17 protein-coding genes and 1 pseudogene are annotated in these 19,128 nt (G+C 41.7%); 8 read left to right on the top strand and 10 right to left on the bottom strand.

Annotated features, from left to right (window positions below):
• Positions 1 to 336 precede the first annotated feature (336 nt).
• The 3 genes from D7V32_RS01010 to D7V32_RS01000 form a co-directional block, all read right to left on the bottom strand.
• Positions 337 to 1,536: an alpha/beta hydrolase family protein gene (locus tag D7V32_RS01010; RefSeq protein WP_120401056.1), complete on the bottom strand. Its 1,200-nt coding sequence runs from the start codon at positions 1,534 to 1,536 to the stop codon at positions 337 to 339.
• Between the two features lie 124 nt (positions 1,537 to 1,660).
• Positions 1,661 to 2,542 (bottom strand): 4-hydroxybenzoate octaprenyltransferase, encoded by an 882-nt coding sequence (ubiA, locus tag D7V32_RS01005; protein ID WP_120401055.1) that lies wholly within the window; start codon positions 2,540 to 2,542, stop codon positions 1,661 to 1,663.
• Positions 2,543 to 2,551: 9 nt separating this feature from the next.
• On the bottom strand, positions 2,552 to 3,055 hold the full coding sequence (locus D7V32_RS01000; protein ID WP_120401054.1) for a chorismate--pyruvate lyase family protein: 504 nt from the start codon (positions 3,053 to 3,055) through the stop codon (positions 2,552 to 2,554).
• 181 nt (positions 3,056 to 3,236) lie between these two features.
• Between D7V32_RS01000 and D7V32_RS00995 the strand changes: the two genes are divergently transcribed.
• The gene (locus D7V32_RS00995) at positions 3,237 to 4,151 is read left to right on the top strand and encodes a polysaccharide deacetylase family protein (RefSeq protein WP_120401053.1); all 915 of its coding nucleotides are present in this window, start codon (positions 3,237 to 3,239) and stop codon (positions 4,149 to 4,151) included.
• A 35-nt stretch (positions 4,152 to 4,186) separates the two neighbouring features.
• Here D7V32_RS00995 and D7V32_RS00990 read toward each other — a convergent pair whose 3' ends face one another.
• Both D7V32_RS00990 and glnA read right to left on the bottom strand, forming a co-directional pair.
• Positions 4,187 to 4,465 carry a hypothetical protein gene (locus tag D7V32_RS00990; RefSeq protein ID WP_120401052.1) on the bottom strand — a complete coding sequence of 93 codons (279 nt, stop codon included), beginning with the start codon at positions 4,463 to 4,465 and terminating at the stop codon, positions 4,187 to 4,189.
• A 99-nt stretch (positions 4,466 to 4,564) separates the two neighbouring features.
• Positions 4,565 to 5,980 carry a type I glutamate--ammonia ligase gene (gene glnA, locus D7V32_RS00985; RefSeq protein WP_171407531.1) on the bottom strand — a complete coding sequence of 472 codons (1,416 nt, stop codon included), beginning with the start codon at positions 5,978 to 5,980 and terminating at the stop codon, positions 4,565 to 4,567.
• Between the two features lie 1,161 nt (positions 5,981 to 7,141).
• Between glnA and D7V32_RS00980 the strand changes: the two genes are divergently transcribed.
• The 6 genes from D7V32_RS00980 (at position 7,142) to D7V32_RS00955 (ending at position 11,607) form a co-directional block, all read left to right on the top strand.
• Positions 7,142 to 7,726: an anthranilate synthase component II gene (locus tag D7V32_RS00980; RefSeq protein WP_120401051.1), complete on the top strand. Its 585-nt coding sequence runs from the start codon at positions 7,142 to 7,144 to the stop codon at positions 7,724 to 7,726.
• A gap of 17 nt (positions 7,727 to 7,743) precedes the next feature.
• Complete coding sequence (gene trpD, locus D7V32_RS00975; RefSeq protein WP_120401050.1) at positions 7,744 to 8,790, top strand: anthranilate phosphoribosyltransferase; 1,047 nt, start codon at positions 7,744 to 7,746, stop codon at positions 8,788 to 8,790.
• Between the two features lie 19 nt (positions 8,791 to 8,809).
• A complete protein-coding gene (gene trpC, locus D7V32_RS00970; RefSeq protein ID WP_120401049.1) occupies positions 8,810 to 9,610 on the top strand; it encodes an indole-3-glycerol phosphate synthase TrpC in 801 nt (266 codons plus the stop codon).
• A gap of 220 nt (positions 9,611 to 9,830) precedes the next feature.
• Positions 9,831 to 10,514 carry a Smr/MutS family protein gene (locus D7V32_RS00965; RefSeq protein ID WP_120401048.1) on the top strand — a complete coding sequence of 228 codons (684 nt, stop codon included), beginning with the start codon at positions 9,831 to 9,833 and terminating at the stop codon, positions 10,512 to 10,514.
• 94 nt (positions 10,515 to 10,608) lie between these two features.
• Entirely contained in the window at positions 10,609 to 11,157 is a 549-nt protein-coding gene (gene folE, locus D7V32_RS00960; protein WP_171407542.1) for a GTP cyclohydrolase I FolE, read from the top strand.
• Between the two features lie 90 nt (positions 11,158 to 11,247).
• On the top strand, positions 11,248 to 11,607 hold the full coding sequence (locus D7V32_RS00955) for a cupin domain-containing protein (protein ID WP_120401046.1): 360 nt from the start codon (positions 11,248 to 11,250) through the stop codon (positions 11,605 to 11,607).
• Between the two features lie 55 nt (positions 11,608 to 11,662).
• Here D7V32_RS00955 and D7V32_RS00950 read toward each other — a convergent pair.
• The 5 genes and pseudogenes from D7V32_RS00950 to hemE all read right to left on the bottom strand — a co-directional run bounded on the left by D7V32_RS00950 (position 11,663) and on the right by hemE (position 17,682).
• Positions 11,663 to 13,039 (bottom strand): annotated as a pseudogene (locus D7V32_RS00950) (GGDEF domain-containing protein).
• A 170-nt stretch (positions 13,040 to 13,209) separates the two neighbouring features.
• Complete coding sequence (locus tag D7V32_RS00945) at positions 13,210 to 15,054, bottom strand: Lnb N-terminal periplasmic domain-containing protein (protein WP_228200149.1); 1,845 nt, start codon at positions 15,052 to 15,054, stop codon at positions 13,210 to 13,212.
• A gap of 107 nt (positions 15,055 to 15,161) precedes the next feature.
• The gene (locus tag D7V32_RS00940; RefSeq protein WP_120401044.1) at positions 15,162 to 15,632 is read right to left on the bottom strand and encodes a DUF3015 family protein; all 471 of its coding nucleotides are present in this window, start codon (positions 15,630 to 15,632) and stop codon (positions 15,162 to 15,164) included.
• Positions 15,633 to 15,783: 151 nt separating this feature from the next.
• A complete protein-coding gene (locus D7V32_RS00935) occupies positions 15,784 to 16,578 on the bottom strand; it encodes a DUF817 domain-containing protein (RefSeq protein ID WP_228200155.1) in 795 nt (264 codons plus the stop codon).
• Between the two features lie 33 nt (positions 16,579 to 16,611).
• Positions 16,612 to 17,682 carry a uroporphyrinogen decarboxylase gene (gene hemE, locus D7V32_RS00930; RefSeq protein ID WP_120401042.1) on the bottom strand — a complete coding sequence of 357 codons (1,071 nt, stop codon included), beginning with the start codon at positions 17,680 to 17,682 and terminating at the stop codon, positions 16,612 to 16,614.
• A gap of 205 nt (positions 17,683 to 17,887) precedes the next feature.
• Between hemE and D7V32_RS00925 the strand changes: the two genes are divergently transcribed.
• Positions 17,888 to 19,102 (top strand): L,D-transpeptidase family protein, encoded by a 1,215-nt coding sequence (locus tag D7V32_RS00925; protein WP_120401041.1) that lies wholly within the window; start codon positions 17,888 to 17,890, stop codon positions 19,100 to 19,102.
• The last annotated feature ends 26 nt before the right edge of the window (positions 19,103 to 19,128 follow it).

The raw sequence follows: 19,128 nt of genomic DNA, 5'->3' as shown, positions 1-19,128 counted from the left end.
ACAAAGCACACTACCAGTATTCTAAAAAACTAATAAGATTATTACTTTAGAATAAATTCCGCACTGCAATATGCGCTAGATCACCTATATATTACAGCATATTTATTTTTAATGTGGGCATGGGTTACAGCTTTGCACCCGAATATTGACTGAAATTTTTAAATCATGATGTACAGATTATAGAAATAGATTTCGATATTGAGCTGCTAAAACTCTATGCAAGCTATAGGAAAAACTCTAAGCATTAGGCTTTGCATTTAATTTGTAATAAATTGAGAACTGTAGTTCTGAATTAAATAAAGGGTCTAAAGACCCTTTATTTCACTGATAGCAAAGTTAGTTCATCAGTTCATCAACTTCGTCAGAAATTTCTGCAATATTATTCGAGAATGAGGTGCCATGTGTTTCATTCACCTTCGTAATCAAACGTACATCCGTTTTCTGACTTAGCATATAGCTCTCTAACTGCTGTGTGATGAGATACGGAACAGTCGTATCAGCTGTACCTTGGAAAATAACCACTGGCTTATCAAGTTTTACTTTTGCAGGCGTATTCTCCGCAAGATATTTTTTAATATCAGCATCATCTAAGAATTTTGGCTGCAGTGCCTGATATTTCGAGTAATCCCCGCCATTACCCGCCAATGTCGACTGAATATCCCCAGCAAAGATACGTGCCAATTCAGGTGAGCATAAACTTTCTGCTTGACTGGCAATTGAGGTTTTGTCATTTAAGAAGGCCTGATTATAGTTAAATGCAGTATTCCCTGCTTTGATTCCAGAACTTACGATGGCCGCATAAGTATATAGTGTCGCCGCAATTGGCACAGCTTCAGTCAGCCCCTGCGGTCCTGATTGGGCTAAACCTAAGGCATAATCCATCCCATTTTCTAAAGTCGGAGCCAAATACGAAGCAGGAGCAATAGCAACTGCCCCTTTATAATTATATGTTGGCAAAGCACTATGGAACTCTGCTGCCGCCAATGCAGCATGACCACCTTGTGACCAGCCTACAACACTCCAATTTTTAGATAAATTACCATACTTTTTGTTAGCCGCATCTAATGCACCCAAAATAGAAACTGCCGCACTGCTCAAATTCAAATAAGGATGCGCTACTTTTGTATTGCCCAACCCCTCATAGTCTGGCGCAACTACAGCATAACCGCGTGACAGCAGTTCTTTGACTAAATCCTTTTCACCGCCATCCAATGGATTATTTGAAGGCGCACATTTATCCGCTGCCCCTGTAGTACCATGCGCCCAAACTACCACTGGCCAGCCACCTGCTGGTGCAGTGCCTTTCGGAATAAATACTAATGTCGTCGCATCAATATCCGTTTTCAGCACACTTTGCATTTTATAAGTTAAAATTTCATGTTTCCCTGCTAATACCGACACATCTGCATCAACACCATAAGCAGCCACGTCAGACTTTGTATATGTAAAATCACCGCCGTCCCCGCCACAAGCCGTTAAGAATAGTGCCGATGAACACATCGTTGCCAACAAGCTGTTTTTTAAATTTACATTCATATTCCCTATCCTTCTTTTTTGTTATCGCGACTATCTCAACCTGAGATCTTTATTAATTAAGCATAAAAAAAAGCACCCGAATAGGATGCTTTTGATCATTTTAAAATGTTTCAGATCAATGACATTAAACACTCAACGCGGCAAATATACCTGCAAAAACTATAAAACCAATCCAGCGGTTATGTCTAAATGCCCAAAAACACAATTGCGGATCTCGATGACGCGTTTTTCTCCATTGATAAATAAAGTCAACAGCTACAGCAAACAAGGCAATTAAACCGAATGGGAAAAATAGATTTTCGAGATATAAAGCCGAACCAATCAGTACAATACTCAGCAACTGCAGCAATGAAATGATTTGAATATCAAATCGGCCAAATAAAATCGCTGTCGATTTCACACCAATTTTTAAATCATATTCACGGTCTGTAATGGCATATTGCGTATCGTATGCAACCGTCCAAGCCAAATTGCCAAAATAAAGCAGCCAGCACGTCAGATCCAAAGGATGCCCCACAGCAGTATATGCCATAGGAATAGACCATGAAAAAGCCGCGCCTAAAAATACTTGCGGCAAATGCGTATAGCGCTTCATAAATGGATAAATGAAAGCCAAAAACAAAGCTCCGAAAGAGCAGTAAAATGTTTCGATAGGCAGAAAAAATAGCATGCAGGCGCTAGCCGCTACTAAAAAGACAAAAACATAAATTGCCTCTTTAGCGCTGATTACACCCGTTGCCAACGGACGGTTTTTGGTTCTTTCAACCGCGCCATCCACCTTACGGTCTGCAAAATCATTAATTGCACAGCCCGCTGCACGCATAAACACCGTACCCAAAATCATTGGAATAAGAACACCTAACTGCGGTGTACCTTGATTGGCAATCCAAAGCGCCCACATGGTTGGCCAGAACACCAGCTCTGTGCCAATAGGCTTATCAAAACGGCACAAATAATAATATGCTTCTAAACGCTGACGCCAAGAAATTTGCTGCACTGCGGCCATGACAGTCCTTTATTCAATGATGTTTGATCGCTGCTGTAAAAACCGTTCAAAAGCAGGCAAAAAAGTTTCCTGTACAATGAACTTACAGCCATGCCAAGTATAACAGCTCTGACGTGTCCAGCCATCAGCAAGACGCACCACTCGGCGCTCACAAGCAGGGCTTGTCCGTTGAAATAAAAAAAAGCCGATGGGTTTTGTCCGAATATGCCTAAAAATACGTGCACGGCTGTGCAGACTAAGAATAGGAAAAATACTTTTTGCTTTTACCCAAGGCTCAGCTTCACTGCCATATAAACAGCTTTCACGTACCCAAGAAGTATGATGAAAAGGCATATTCATCCACTGCGCATCTTTCCTATTTAAACGCTGAAAATGCTCTGTTACAGGCTGAACTGCAAACTGGCCGCCAGCCAATTCAGTCAATTGCAATGTTAATGAGCCGGAAGCATAAAGCCATTGTTTCAATGCGGATGGAATTTCACTCTCACGTGTTAAACCGTGCTGTTCCTGCATGTTTCTGCTTACCTTAAATAACCCTGCCTAGTTTAACGGACTCAGCTGTATTTTTCATAAATACCTGTTGCTCACCACGTTTTAAATATACTCTCAAAACCATAAATTACATCTCTTACAAATATTCCACACGCATCAATGCTACTATGCTGGCTAAAATAAATAATCTATTTAAAGCAAAATGATCCATTTAAAGACCCAAAAGTTTTTCATCAGCCTTACAGCAATTTTTTGTTCATTTTCAATAAATGCAAAATCGATCGCACTCAGCTTTGATGATGGGTTAAATCCTGCACTCAATGCTCAGGCAGAACACATTAACAGCAAAATTTTACAGCAGCTGAAAGATCAAAATATTCAAACTATTGTATTTCCAAGCCTGATTAAAATTGGCGACGCTCAGGGCAAGCAGCTGATTCGGTCATGGGGCATCAACGGGCATACCATTGGCAATCACAGCGCCTTTCACCAAAATCTAAATAACCCCAATGTCACAGCTGGCAGCTATATTCAAAGTATCCAAATGGCCGATACCGCATTTAGTGATTTACCTCATTATCAACGTATCTACCGCTTCCCCTTTCTAAAAGAAGGCAATACTGCTGAAAAACGGAATGCTGTAAAAAGCTGGCTGCATGAAAACAGCTACCAATTAGGCGCTGTCAGTATTGATGCTAGTGACTGGTTTTATAATCGAAAATATTTAGACTATCTAAAACATGGCGATACCGCAAAATTAGAACGCCTAAAACAAGCTTATATTACCCACCTGCTTGACCGAGCAAATTATTATGATCAACTTGCAATGCTCACATTAAAACGTTCGCCGCAGCATGTTTTGCTTTTGCATGTGAATGCTATTAATGCGGCATTTTTAACGGATGCAGTTAGGTCTTTTCAGCAACATGGCTGGGACTTTATTTCTGCAAAACAAGCCCTCCAAGATCCTCTTTATCAACAAACCAGTCAAAATCTGCCGGCTGGTGAAAGCATTATCTGGTCGATTGCCAAAACTCAAGGCAATACATCACTGCGCTACCCAGCAGAAGATGCGCCTTATGAAACAGACAATTTAGAACGCTTCAATTTAGATTAATGTGCAATAAAATATGTCATCTAAATGATGCATATTTAGGCATTGTCTGTTTTTGCAATCACTTCAAATTTGCCTTGCGGTGTTTTCACTAAAATCAGCCCTTCAGCACTTAAGTAAAAATTTTCAGGATAATCAAAAGCAAGCGCCAGCTCAGGGTTTTTCAGTTCGACAAACTGAGCCTGCTTATACCCCTCTACAGTACGGCCTATTTCTAAATATGTCACTTCTGAAAAGTTAAGTTTAAAACCCTTTGTATGATCTTTAGGATCAATCCAAGGAAAAAAACCAATATGTTTTTTACGCGGTTTAGCCATAACTGCTCTATAAATTTTCAGATACAGCCATCATAACGCAAGACACAAAAAAAGCCCGCGATAAACGCGGGCTTTTTTAAGCTTAAATTCAAGTTCGAATTACAGGCTGTAGTACATATCAAATTCAACTGGGTGAGTCGTCGTATTAAGACGGCGAACTTCTTCAGTTTTAAGTTCGATATAAGCATCAAGCATTTCTTTAGTGAACACGCCGCCTTTAAGCAAGTATTCGTGATCAGCTTCAAGCGCTTCAAGAGCCATATCTAAGCTATGAGCCACTGTAGGGATTTTAGCTTCTTCTTCAGGAGGAAGATCATACAGGTTTTTGTCTGCAGCTTCGCCTGGGTGGATCTTATTTTGAATACCGTCAAGACCAGCCATAAGAAGCGCCGCAAAACCTAAGTACGGGTTCATCATTGGATCTGGGAAACGCGCTTCAATACGTTTGCCTTTAGGGCTAGAAACGTAAGGAATACGGATAGAAGCCGAACGGTTACGCGCTGAGTAAGCAAGCATAATCGGCGCTTCATAATGCGGTACTAAACGCTTGTACGAGTTAGTAGACGGGTTTGTGATTGCATTCAATGAACGGGCATGTTTAATAATACCGCCGATGAAATACAATGCAGTTTCTGAAAGACCCGCATATTCATCACCAGCAAACAAGTTCTTGCCGTCTTTAGAGATCGAAACATGCACGTGCATGCCAGAACCATTATCACCCACCATTGGTTTTGGCATGAAAGTCGCAGTTTTAGCATATTGGTGAGCAACGTTCCAAACAGCATATTTGAACTGCTGCACTTCGTCAGCTTTACGCACCATCGTGTTGAAGCTTACACCAATCTCAAGCTGGCAAGATGCAACTTCGTGGTGGTGTACCTCTACACGGCCTGGGCCCATGATGTCTTCAATACGCGCGCACATATCAGCGCGCATGTCTTGTGAAGAATCAACTGGCGGAACTGGGAAGTAACCGCCTTTTACGCGCGGACGGTGGCCAGAGTTGCCAGCTTCATAATCTTTACCAGTAGACCAAGCAGCTTCTTCAGCGATTAATGTATGGCGTGCGCCAGACATATCGATGTCCCATTTTACTTCGTCAAATACGAAGAATTCTGGTTCTGGACCAAAGAAAGCCGTATCACCAATACCTGTAGATTTCAGGTATTCTTCAGCGCGGCGAGCAATAGAGCGCGGATCACGTTCATAACCTTGGCCAGTTGAAGGTTCGATCACGTCACAAGTCACAACAACTGTAGGCTCAGCAAAGAACGGGTCAATAAAACCAGCTTCACCATCTGGACGTAGGATCATGTCAGATGCTTCAATGCCTTTCCAGCCGGCAATTGAAGAGCCATCAAACATTTTGCCATCTTCAAACGTATCTTCGTCGATTGAATCTGCAGGATAAGTTACGTGTTGTTCTTTACCCTTAGTATCAGTAAAGCGAAAATCGACCCATTTTGCGCCACTTTCTTGGATGAGTTGAAGGACCTTGTTCGCCATGCTCATTTTGCTCCGATGATTTTTTGTTGCACTCGTGATGTGCGTGTTAGTAGTTGGTAGTTGTAAAGCAATTACCGTACCAACTTTTAAAAGCAAAGTTAAAATACTGAAATCCTTATCAGAATTTAAGATTACTTCGCTTTGCTTTGCGCTTATTATACTGACTGCCATAACAAATGCACCATATTCATACGTGTGCGGCGCAAAACTTGCAAAAAAAATGCTTTATGCTCATTTATAGTGCATATTTATTTTATAAAATATCATTCAAATATATTTTTTTTTACAAATTCGCTCAAAGCTTTTATTTATAAGCACTTCAGGACTACAAAACCCAAAATACAAACGATTTCTTATGCACCAAATTGTATCACTGAACAGCATAATCATTCATTTCCGCACACAGCCTAGATAGACTTCAAATCAAAACTGCATATTTAATCGGAAAAATAGCTGCAAAAAAACACAGCTTCAGATCAAAAAATTAGCGCCCTCTTCAGCATGAGTTTTGCGCTTGCTGCCGCTTACGCAACCTCAATTTATCAATAACAAATAACGATAAGCACTTTATATTTTTAAAATGTATTTTTCGGATTTATTGGTATTTTAGGAATGACTGGCACTCAAAAATGAGGCGTAAATTGAAAAGCTCACAAAGAAAGGCTCTGTATATTTGCAATCCTCTGACTGACTATGAATCTTTTAATTTTAAATAACTCAATGAGATCTAAAATGAAATGCATGTATGCGCGTCTAACCAATAAAACCTGTATTTTACTCAATTTAAAAAATACTCAATATTTTTAATACAAAAGATAAAGTCTTAAAAATACTCAAAGGCCCAATACGATCAGCATCTATTTAAGCAGATAAAGTGCTGGCATTTTGATTTCACTCATATTTTTATTTTATTGATATAGCATATTAAAAAATCACATTATTAATAAATAAATCACTTACTTAGAACAATTTAAAGATTTCTTCATTATTTGGCGGAATTTCCTATAAAACGAATAAATACCGCTTAAAAACTGCTATATTAGCCTTCAGCTTAAGCTAAACGCTTTATGTTTAACTTAAGCATCAAAACTGCTTTTTTTGCAGATGCGTCATTCAACACCCATATCAAGAAATTACCGAGATAAATTTCAAAAGGTTACATCTAACATGCTTCTGATGATCGACAACTATGACTCTTTTACCTATAACATCGTCCAATATTTTGGCGAGTTAAATCAGGAAGTAAAAGTAGTACGTAATGATGCCGTCACTTTAGAGGATATTGAACGATGGCAACCGAAGTACTTAGTCATTGGCCCTGGCCCTTGCTCACCTTCCGAAGCTGGCATCTCTATTCCAGCTATACAGCACTTCGCCGGTAAAATACCTTTGCTGGGCGTATGTCTAGGCCACCAGTCTATTGGCCAAGCCTTTGGCGGCAATATTGTGCGTGCAAAAAAAGTCATGCATGGCCGCTTATCTGACATGCACCATAGCAATAAAGGCATTTTCAGCAATTTACCTTCTCCTTTTTCCGCAACGCGCTATCACTCATTAGTGATTGATCAGGCAACTTTGCCGGAATGCCTAGAAGTTACTTGCTGGACAAATGAAGAAGACGGCTCGATGGAAGAGATCATGGGCGTAAAACATAAGACATTGCCTGTCGAAGGCGTGCAGTTTCATCCTGAATCAATTTTGAGTCAGCATGGCCATAAAATTTTCCAGAACTTCCTCGAAATTTACAAATAATTGATGCTATTAAGACTATGAATATTCAGCAAGCTTTAAATAATATTACGAAAAATATTGAACTCACTCAGCCGCAAATGGAAGAAGTGATGCGCACCATCATGAATGGTGACGCAACTGATGCTCAGATTGGCGCTCTTATGATGGGCCTGCGCTTAAAAGGCGAAAGTATTGATGAAATCACTGCGGCTGCACGCGTTATGCGTGAATTAGCCATTAAAATTGATGTCAGTGATTTACCGCATTTGGTCGATATTGTCGGCACTGGCGGTGATGGCCAAAATCTGTTTAACGTTTCAACTGCCTCTGCTTTTGTGATTGCAGCCTCTGGCGCAACCATTGCAAAACACGGCGGCCGCGGTGTGTCATCATCATCAGGCTCTTCAGATCTACTGGAAAAAGCAGGCATTAACCTAGACTTAAACATGGAGCAAACTGAGCGCTGTATCCGCGAGCTTGGCATTGGCTTCCTGTTTGCGCCTAATCACCATAAAGCTATGAAATATGCTGCTGCCCCACGTAAAGAATTGGGTTTCCGCAGTATTTTTAACTTACTCGGCCCGCTTACGAATCCGGCTGGTGTAAAACGCTTTGTCATCGGTGTATTTTCGCCTGAACTTTGCCGCCCTATTGCAGAAGTGCTGAAACAGCTTGGCGCCGAGCACGTGATGGTTGTGCACTCTAAAGACGGCTTAGATGAAATTAGCCTCGCATCCAGCACTTATGTTGCAGAGCTGAAAAATGATGAAATCACGGAATGGCAGATTCAGCCTGAAGATGTTGATATTGAATCACAAACATTAACAGGTCTATCTATTGACAGTTCTGCAGAAAGTTTAGCTTTAATTAAAGATGCTTTAGGCAAGAAAAAATCGGCCAAAGGCGAGAAAGCGGCCAATATGATTGCACTCAATGCAGGCGCAGGTATTTATATCTCTGGTTTAACGCCAACATATAAACTGGGTGTAGCGCTTGCGCATGACATTATTTACGGCGGTCAGGCGCTGGAAAAAATGGATGTGCTGTCTGAATTTACAAAAACAATCAAGCATTACCAAGCTTAAGCCGTCAAGGAAGAAAATCATGGTGGATATCGCAAATACCATTTTGGGTAAAATCGTTGACCGCAAGCAGGAAGAATTTGCTGCCCGCTTAAAGCAAAAAAGCTATAAAGACCTTGAAGAACTGGCGCAGGCGGCAACACCTGTACGCGGTTTCGTGCAATCACTTTTGAGCAAACGTCCGGGTGTCATTGCAGAAATTAAAAAGGCCTCTCCTTCTAAAGGCGTGATCCGTGAAAATTTCAACCCTGCAGAAATTGCACAGCAATATCAAGACGCAGGCGCAGCTTGCCTATCGGTTTTAACCGATGTGGAGTTTTTCCAAGGTGCGGATGAAAATATTCAGATTGCGCGTACGCATTGCGAGCTGCCTGCCCTGCGCAAAGACTTTTTAATTGATCCATATGGTGTGATTGAGGCGCGTGCTTTACATGCGGATTGTATTTTACTGATTGTCGCATGCCTTTCAAATCAGCAGCTGGAAGAAATGTCTAAGACAGCGTTCGAGCATAATTTGGATGTGCTGGTAGAAGTGCATGATGAAGATGAGCTTGAACGAGCGCTCCGTTTAGACGACCGTTGCCTGCTAGGTGTAAATAACCGCAATTTAAAAACCTTTGATGTGGACTTAAACACGTCACTGCGTTTGAAACAGCTGCTTGATCCATCACGCCTGCTCATAACCGAAAGCGGCATTGCAACACCTGCAGATGTCGCAATGATGCAGGACAATGACATTCATGCTTTCTTAGTCGGTGAAAGTTTTATGAAGCAGCCTCGTCCAGATCAGGCATTTACAGAACTATTTGGCACACCTAAATAAGTTCATTTGCTTATTTGATGTAGGGCCAAATTTATTTGGCCCTATTTTTATGCTGAAAAATATATCTTACAGCCAAAATTCCACAGCTGTAAGCGGTATGCCCTCTGCAATCATTACTTGAAGCAAATTGCTTTTTATCCAATGCCCAATGCAGTTCAAATCAATGTCATTTCAGACTATAATTTCACTATATTTTTAAATCCTCCCTCGTTTTTTCATTATGAGTAAACACGATTCTTCGCTGTCTAAAGAACAATACAACTTACTGAATGTATTTAAAAAGCAAATCAGCAAACCTGCGCCCGCGCCAGAACCCGTTGCGCCTATAGAAAAAACACCCGAACAGGAACAGCAGGAAGATTTAAATTTTTTCCGCAAACAAATGCAAGGCGTGCAAAAAATGCAAGCCAGCAATACAGCGCAAATGATTAAAAGTCCAAAGAAAAAGCCTGATGCACAAATTCTAGCAAAACGCGCCTCTGCAACAGGTCCATTGGAAACAGATGACACGCTGCTGTCTGATACCCAAGCCATGCTGAACCCAGTTGCCAGTCAAGCCACATTAAGCTACCGCATTGCAACTTTACAGCACCGTGTTTTTGAAGACTTAAAAGCTGGCAATCTGCGCTGGTTTGAAGCAGTAGACCTGCATGGCTGCACCATTGAAGAAGCGCGTACCGCAGTACTGCAAATCATTCAAATGGCCAAAGACAACAACGAAAATGTTTTGAAAATTGTACATGGCAAAGGCCCAGAAGCGATTTTAAAAACCCATGTCAACAGCTGGCTTCGTCAGCACCGCGACGTATTGGCTTTTGTCAGCGCGCCTGAAAATCAAGGCGGCACAGGTGCTGTTCTGGTACTGTTAAAACGTGCTGAAAAGAACCCAAAGTTTAAACAGTAATCGGATTTTTCCTTAAAAGCGGGCATTGTAACGGTTTTCTGCTACAATGCCGTCCTTGTTGAATCTCTCTGTGTAAGTGAACACATTTATGTCTATGCAGCAATCCTACGCAAACATTCTTACTGCCGTTGGTGAAGATCTGAATCGCCCAGGTCTTAAAGATACGCCTATGCGTGCTGCTAAAGCTTTTTCATACCTGACCTCTGGCTATAGCCAAACTTTGGAAGAAGTGACCAATAATGCGGTTTTCCCTTCTGATAACCGTGAAATGGTTTTAGTGAAGAACATTGAATTCTATTCATTGTGTGAGCACCATCTGCTGCCGTTTTATGGCCGTGTACATATTGCATACCTGCCAGAAGGTAATGTTTTGGGCTTATCTAAATTTGCCCGCATTACAGAAATGTTTGCCCGCCGTTTGCAAATCCAAGAAAATTTAACACAGCAAATTGCAGAAGCCGTAGCAGAAGTGACAAACGCCCGCGGTGTTGCTGTGGTCATTGACTCTGCTCATATGTGCATGATGATGCGCGGTGTAGGCAAGCAAGAGTCAACGACACGCACAGTGTCTTTTGTCGGTGACTTTAAAACCAATAAAGAAGATCGCCGCGAGTTTTTAAGCGCTGTGCCTGAAAGCTGCTGATACCCGATATAAATCAAGCCTCAACACCTGTTGGGGCTTTTTTATCGCTCTAATTGCAAAATAATATGCTCAACAATTGAGGTAATAACCATGTCTAACATTTGGCTTGCAGGTAAAGGACTGACTCAAAGTGAATGCACTATAGACTTTCCGCGCCCAGACCGTCTAGTCAAAGGCAATCCTGAGCGCCATACCTATAGCGCTTATGCGCACCCCAATATGGATTGCGGTATTTGGCAGTGTGAAATTGGCGCATGGAATATTGTTTTTGCAGACAACAAACAGGAATTTTTCACTGTCATTGAAGGTCATGTCTGCCTGCATCACAAACACTCGAATGTTATTGTTGATATTCAGGCTGGTGAAGCAGGCATTATTCCGCCAGGCTTTGAGGGTACATTTGAAGTTGTGCAAAAAGTTAAAAAATATTATGCCGTGGTTGAAGCTTAAATAGTTTTAACAGTGAATGGCGTAACGCCTGAACTATAGGCGCTGCGCTTTATCATTAAGCCATTTTTTGTACTTCAGTCACATAAACACAGTTACGCCCGCGGTTTTTTGCACTGTATAGCGCCAGATCAGCGGAATCCAAGAAACGCTGATAGTCGGGATGACCATCATACTGTGTACAGCCAATACTCACGGTAAAGTTAAAGCTTTCTCCAACAGCCGTCTGCAGCGCAGCATCTTCAATACATTCACGAATACTTTCTGCAATATGCTTCGCACGGCTCAAATCACTGTCCACCAGCAGCAGTAAAAACTCTTCACCGCCAGTACGGAAAGCATAATCACTGCCTTTGGTATATTTTTGCAAAGTCTCTGCAATAAATTTCAATGCAAGATCCCCTGCTGCATGACCAAAGCGGTCGTTAACCGATTTAAAATAGTCTGCATCTAAAGCCAAAAGTGACAAAGCCGTTTTATGCTTACGCGCATAGCCTATTTCGCGGCCAATAATCGTATTTAAATAACGGCGGTTGAGCAGCTGGGTCAGCGCATCATTGCCAGACTCAATATATTCCGTGACCTGGAACAGCTGATCGACCAAATTTTGAATTTCACGGTTAATGCTGCGGATTTTTTGCACCATCAGCATCAGCTCTTCTTTACTTTTCAAGCTCATGCATTCTTCGGTCAGTGCATCTACTTCATAAATACGCGCCGTAATTAAAGAGACCTGTTCTGATCCCGCAAAAGCATAGGAAGCTTTGTGAATGAACCATAATCCAAATTCAGATTTCGAAAACAGCTGCTGGAAAAATTTGCCTTGTCCAGAAAAGATTTTAAACATCAAATCATTTTCCCAATCCAATAAGCTGCCGCGCTGACGGTCTTTATGTACGGCCACGTCCTGCATAGCAGAAAATAAACGGTAGCTGTGTTTCACTTCATGATGTTTCGCCGTTTTATCTTCATAAGTACGGCACATAATTTCCGTAGAAAAACCCATCAGCTGTACAAGATAGCTCATCATCACAAAATGTTTTTCACGTTCATTTTGTGCAATACACTCAGAAGCAGTACGTTCTATTTCACGCACACCGCGCATAATGAGCCAAGATGGAATACCGATCCTTGCATGTACAACACCGACTTTTTGCTGGCGCTTCACTGCATCGGCATAATTGCCAGTTATTGCAACGCTGAAGGTTTCCAGCAGCCATACTTTAAGTGTATCTATTAAGCGTTTCTAAATAATGCCGTCTGAAAAAAAATCAGCTGACTCAGGCTCAACCATCATCTGCTTATAAAATGCAGTGACAAAATGTTCAATATTCTTTTCTATAAATTGAAGTGTAAAAATGTGATCTGCTTCATTATATTGTTCACAAATATTTTTCCAGGTTGCAGAAAGCAAGTCCACGGATTCGGCGCTCATAGTACAATAGCTGTTGGATATGAAAGCAAGAATAATACCGCTGTTTAGTTACAAAAAACAGGTAAATAATATAATGAAATTACACATTATTACGATTGTTAAGTTTTAGTTATATTTCATTTTAAGCAGCGTAATGTACTGCTCTGCACTTTCTGAACAGAGCTATGCACCTAATAGTAATAACTGTAACCGATCTGCCATTGATGCCAATCTTGGGCATTTTGCTCTTGATAGCTGAAACCAGCACGTAACGCATGCTGCGGTGAAACTGCATATTGTACTTGAGTATTTAAACGCAAATTCAACTGTGAGGAATCTGACCAAAATGGCAGTTCTGCACGCAGCGTACTGCTCACCTTTTCACTCCATATATTCTGACAGCCAAACACTGGCCCTGCTCCCGCACGCCAGCCTTGATCTAAAGCTTTACTGCCCTGTATTTGCAGCTGCATTTGGCCATAGCATAAGTGTGTACGCGCTGCATTAGCCCAACTGTAACCGGCCTGCGTATTAAGATATGCCGCGCCATGCTGCTCCCGCTCACTGAATTGCCCATCCTGCTCCAGCGCTTCTTGTTTCCAGCCTAAATCAAAACCCCAAGATAAAGGCGTTTTAAATGGTGTAACGGGATTATAAGCATTTACCGACAGCAGGTTCAGCTCCGTTAATTTCAACTCATCATCTCTGAATTGCACTGAACCGTCTAAAAACAGCAATTGCGTGCCAATACGGTAGCCCTGCTGCGGATCAATTAAATCGTGATAAGCCTGACGGCTGCTCAGCTGCACAACATGCTCACCCTGCACTTCACCTGTATGTACGGCAAGATTTCGCGCACTATGCCCTTGGCTCGGATCAGCCTTCGGAGGGCTTACATCTTCCCGCTGTTTATCCAGCTGAATCTTGCTGCGCAGCATCAGCAGCTGACGCAGCCGCGGCTGTGCAAAAGCTTCCTCGACTTTTCTTGCAATAAAGTGCAAATATAAATCGTCATAGCTCATTTCTAAAATCTTTGCTTGATCAGACACTGAATAAGCAGCTAATTGCTGTGACATCGCTTGCACTTCTGAAAATGCAATTTGATGAGCTGTCTGAGCTAAATACTGTCCGTGCTGCTCAGCCTGAGAAAGCAACTGCGTTTCTAAAGCTGGCCGATAAAAAATATCTTTGACTAAATTCTGTTTTTTTAATGCTTTTAATGTTTCTACAGGAATACTTGTTCTTTTAAATTGATCTTTTAATACTGCATCTGGCCGAACCAAATCAATTAATCCCAATAACCGATAAGCACAATTATCACTGACAAAATAATAAGGGAAACTGACGTGCTGCATTTCCCAAATATGTTTAACTAAAAATGTCGTTTCTTGTTCATTGAAATTAAGTTCATATTCCCATAAATCACGGCTTTCCAAGTCGCCATATTCTTTTACTTTACGGTAATAAGGCAGCAAAGAATATTCCCCGGGATATTGCCCTGTAAGCCCTTTCCAAGCATAAGACCAGTTATCAGTCTGATTTACCGTTGCTGCATAATTAACAGCATAAGAAACCAAATTTAACTGCTTTTGATCTTTCGGGTCTAAACGCAGCAAAGTATGCCCAAACATTGAGCTAGGATTACCCATAAAGTCAGTAGCATAAATCAAAGTCGCTTTATAAGGTTTAATTTCACTTATCCAGCGCTCCAGCTGAGGACATTCGGCTTTGGGTAAAATATGCGGATCAATTTTCAGCTGCTGTATTAGCCACTGGCTGCGCGCAGGAAAACGGCACTGGATGGATTGATCAGCAACAGCTGGCTGAAAAATCGCCTCTATATTTGCGCGTAACTCTGCCTTTAAATTCGTCTGGCCATCTTTGGCAAAGAAATAACCCGAATATGCAACCTCACTCTGATTTTTTCCTTCACTATACATTAACCTTTGCCAAGTCACATCTTGGTCTAACTTGTTTTGCTCTGCAATCGCAATATATTTTTCTAAATGTGCGTCTGCATAAACCATACCGGTCATAGCAAAGCTGATTGAAGCTAAAAAAAATCTAAGCAGCATGATTTAAGTTGTCATATTTTATAAGGGCATAAAAAAGCCCCATCACCAAGATAGGGCTCTCAAATCAATTAAACGTATGCTTTTAGCACTTCATCGTTTGCCATTACAGACTGTAATGTCGCAAGAACTTGAAGTGAGTTTTGATTTTCAGCCGAATAAATTTCAGAGAAGTTCTGCTTAGACACTGCAAAAAAACGTGCTTTGTCTTCTGCTTTAATATTGAGCAATTCTGCTAAAACATTGAGGCTCTCACCTTCGCCAACAGCCATTTCACGCGCTAAAACTTCAGCATTTTCATTTGTAAATGTCACTGCTTGAGCTGTAACAGTACCGCCTTGGTTACAGCCTAAAGTACCAAACGTAATCCCCAATAATTGGTTTGAGAAAATACCATTTGTTGTTCCCGCCAAAATCTTTGGAATAACCCCTTTTTGGCCAGCCCATACTTCTGAACCTACGCCGCAGCCAACATCTGGATCAGCAAATGCCGCTGTCGAACCAATCGCTAAAACTGATGCCAAAACTAGTTTCTTGATCATCGCATATCCTCCTAGGACTTTTCTAATGTTTTAATTATTCAAGATTCAAATAAGTACAATAATGTTGTGTTGTACACTCGAAGATTACCGCTATATGACAGATAACGCAAAGCAAATTTAAGGCAAAAGCTTTCTCTCAAATATACCTGTCTTAATTGAGCAGCCAATTGCCATTGCTCTGTCTGCGGCCTAAAATTTTCAGCACCATCACTAAACTGAGCAGCAGCAGCAAATACCAAGAACCTAATTTACCCCAGCCAACCATATGCCATGCATCCACTTGTGTTGGATACAGCCAAATTTGATAGAAGGTGCTAATATTTTCTGCAATCCAAATGAGGAATGCCAACAGCGCCAAAACAGGCAGCATGGGCAGCCGAATTTGATGCTGATTCAAACGAAAGGTGATTTTAGTTTTCCAGAAAATCACTGCACTCCACACAAACAGCAAAGCTCGGTAATCGGCAATAAAAAATTTGCTCATAAAGTTAATATAAGACAGCACTGCCAAAGCAATCATATTGGCAAAGCTCGGCAGCTTCTCAAAAGAAACCTGATACAGCCTTAAAGAACGTGCAAAAAAGCTGCCTACAGCCGAATACATAAAACCGGCAAACAGCGGCACAGTCCACAGCTTAAAAACTGCTGGCTGCGGGTACTGCCATGATGCAATTTGCGGATGGGTCAGGAAAATTTCCATAACCATTGCCACAATATGAAATAAGGCGATTACTTTCGCTTCTGCCCAAGACTCCATTTTCAGGCACAGCAGGCAAACTTGAATGATTAATGCATAAAACAGCAAATAGTCATAACGGAAAAAGCCATAATACTCATGGCTGCCCATAAACGCGGTCAGCGCAAAGGCAATCAACAGCAGTATCCCAAATAAGGCAGCCGAAGCTGCCTTATATGAGAACTCAAAACATGATTTAAAAATTGCAATCACAAATGAATCCTAATCAATCTCACGGTGCGCTTATAAATACTTCGCGCTGTACTCATGCACAGTATCAATAAATGCGCGCGGATTTTCTGGATCGACCCACTGCGTAATGCCGTGGCCTAAGTTGGCCACATAACCCGTTTTTTCACCATTGGCATAAGCATCATCCAGCATCGCTTTGGTTGCTTTGGCAATAGACGCCGGCGAACCATATAGAGTCGCGGGGTCTAAGTTGCCTTGCAGCGCAGCGCGGCCTGCAGCGGTCTGACGTGCAGTTTGCAAATTGGTTGTCCAGTCTAAGCCAAATGCATCTGCACCCGTTGCAATCATTGGCTCCAGCCACTGACCGCCGCCTTTGGTAAATAAAATTACTGGAATTTTGCGGCCATCTTTTTCACGCTGCAAACCGCTGACGATTCTTTGCATATAGTTCAAAGAGAACTCTATGTATTCACGGTGCGCCAAAGCCCCGCCCCAGCTGTCAAAAATCTGAACGGCTTGAGCGCCTGCATCAATTTGCGCATTTAAATAATCTGTCACTGCATCAGCCAAATGCGCAAGCAGCGCATGCATGACTTCAGGCTGTGCGTACATCATATTTTTAGTAAAGCGGAAATCTTTGCTTGAACCGCCTTCAACCATATAAGTCGCCAGCGTCCAAGGACTGCCTGAAAAGCCAATTAAAGGCACTTGCCCGCCCAATGCTGAACGGATCGCTGTTACGGCGTTCATGACATAGTCCAAATCAGACTTGGCATTAATTTTAGGCAAATTTGCGACGTCTTGTTCTGTACGTACCGTTTTATGGAATTTTGGACCTTCGCCAGTTTCAAAATACAGACCTAAACCTAATGCATCAGGCACCGTCAAAATATCTGAAAAAAGAATCGCAGCATCCAGCTCATAACGGCGCAAAGGCTGTAAAGTTACCTCACATGCAAAATCCTGATTTTTGCACAGTGAAAGGAAATCACCTGCTGCAGCACGTGTTGCGCGGTATTCCGGCAAATATCGCCCAGCCTGACGCATCATCCATACTGGTGTTGTATCAACAGGTTCGCGTAACAAGGCTCGCAGAAAACGATCATTTTTTAAGGTCGTCATGCACTTTCCTAACAGTTTTCGAGATTTCAGCCATCATAACAAAAAGGCTGTGATTTTAGTAACTTCTAAGCTCTTTAAAAAACGATCAGGCTCAATGCTAAAAATGAGAATTACACAAAACAAATACTGCATCGGCTTTTTTTTTCTGTAATACTTGGCAAAGTTTTTTCACATAGTAAATAAATAATTCTTAAGGTTGAATTTTATGTTCGTTCGCACAATGCTCGCTTTGAGTTTAAGTTGCATATTTGCTGGTACAGCTATTGCTGCATCTACCGCTGAACAACCATTAAATCCAAAAGTTATTACGGATGTCGCTGTTCAAGACCCTATTGATCCTTTAGCTGCTGATGCCGCATCTGCGCCAGCTGCCAATATTACAGCACAAGAACAACAAGATCTGAATCAAGCATCTGACACATTGAATAATCTGCAGAATACAGAAGATAAAAATGCGGCTATTGGCGATGCGCCAGCGTCTTCAGCAGCAGCTGCCCCTGCAAATGCCGTAAAAGCAGCATGGGGTTTAAATGATCTGAATAATGCAGCTTGGTATGACAATATTGGCAAAGGCCAATTCCCTGTTTATGCCCGCGCACATATTATGCTGAATAATGCACATGCTTCTCCTGGCGCAATTGACGGCACAAGCGGTAAAAATACATTAAAGGCTATTGCTTCATTTCAGCAAATGAACGGTTTAAAACCGACAGGCACTCTGACTAAAGAAACTTGGGATGCATTAATTGCGAAACAAGGCAGCAAACCTGCATTTATTGAATACACCATTACTGAAGCAGACCTCAAAGGTCCTTATGCACAGTCAATTCCGCGCGACTATGCGCTTCAAGCAAAAATGAAAGGCCTCTATTACACCCGCGTAACTGAAATGCTGGGTGAGAAGTTCCACATGGATGAAGACTTTTTGAAAAAACTGAATCCTAAAGCAACATTCAAAAAAGCTGGCGAAAAAATTATTGTTGCAAATATCCGCAATGAAGTGCCTGAAGACATTCATTTAATTGTGGCGCATAAAGGCGCTAAACAGCTGTATTTATTTAACAGCCGCAATCAAATGATTGGTTCTTTTCCTGCAACCATCGGCAGTGCAAGCACACCGTCTCCAACAGGCACCTATAAAGTGACTGGTGTAGCGCCAAACCCTTGGTACAGTTACTCTCCATCTAACTTTGTACAAGGCAATAACACAAAACCGCTGTCTTTACCGCCTGGTCCAAACGGTCCAGTAGGCAACATCTGGATTGGCTTGAGCAAAAAATCTTTCGGTATCCACGGTACGCCAAACCCGTCTGCAATTTCTAAAACTGCATCACACGGCTGTATCCGTTTGACAAACTGGGATGCCAATGATTTAGGTAAAAAAGTAAAATCTGGCGTTACGGTTAAATTCTTAGAATAATCGCTCAGACACAATTAAAGTGCTTT

Origin of the sequence: Acinetobacter tianfuensis (genome assembly GCF_003611465.1) — a bacterium.
Classification (GTDB): Bacteria; Pseudomonadota; Gammaproteobacteria; order Pseudomonadales; family Moraxellaceae; genus Acinetobacter; species Acinetobacter tianfuensis.
This window is presented reverse-complemented; position numbering and strand designations above follow the sequence as displayed.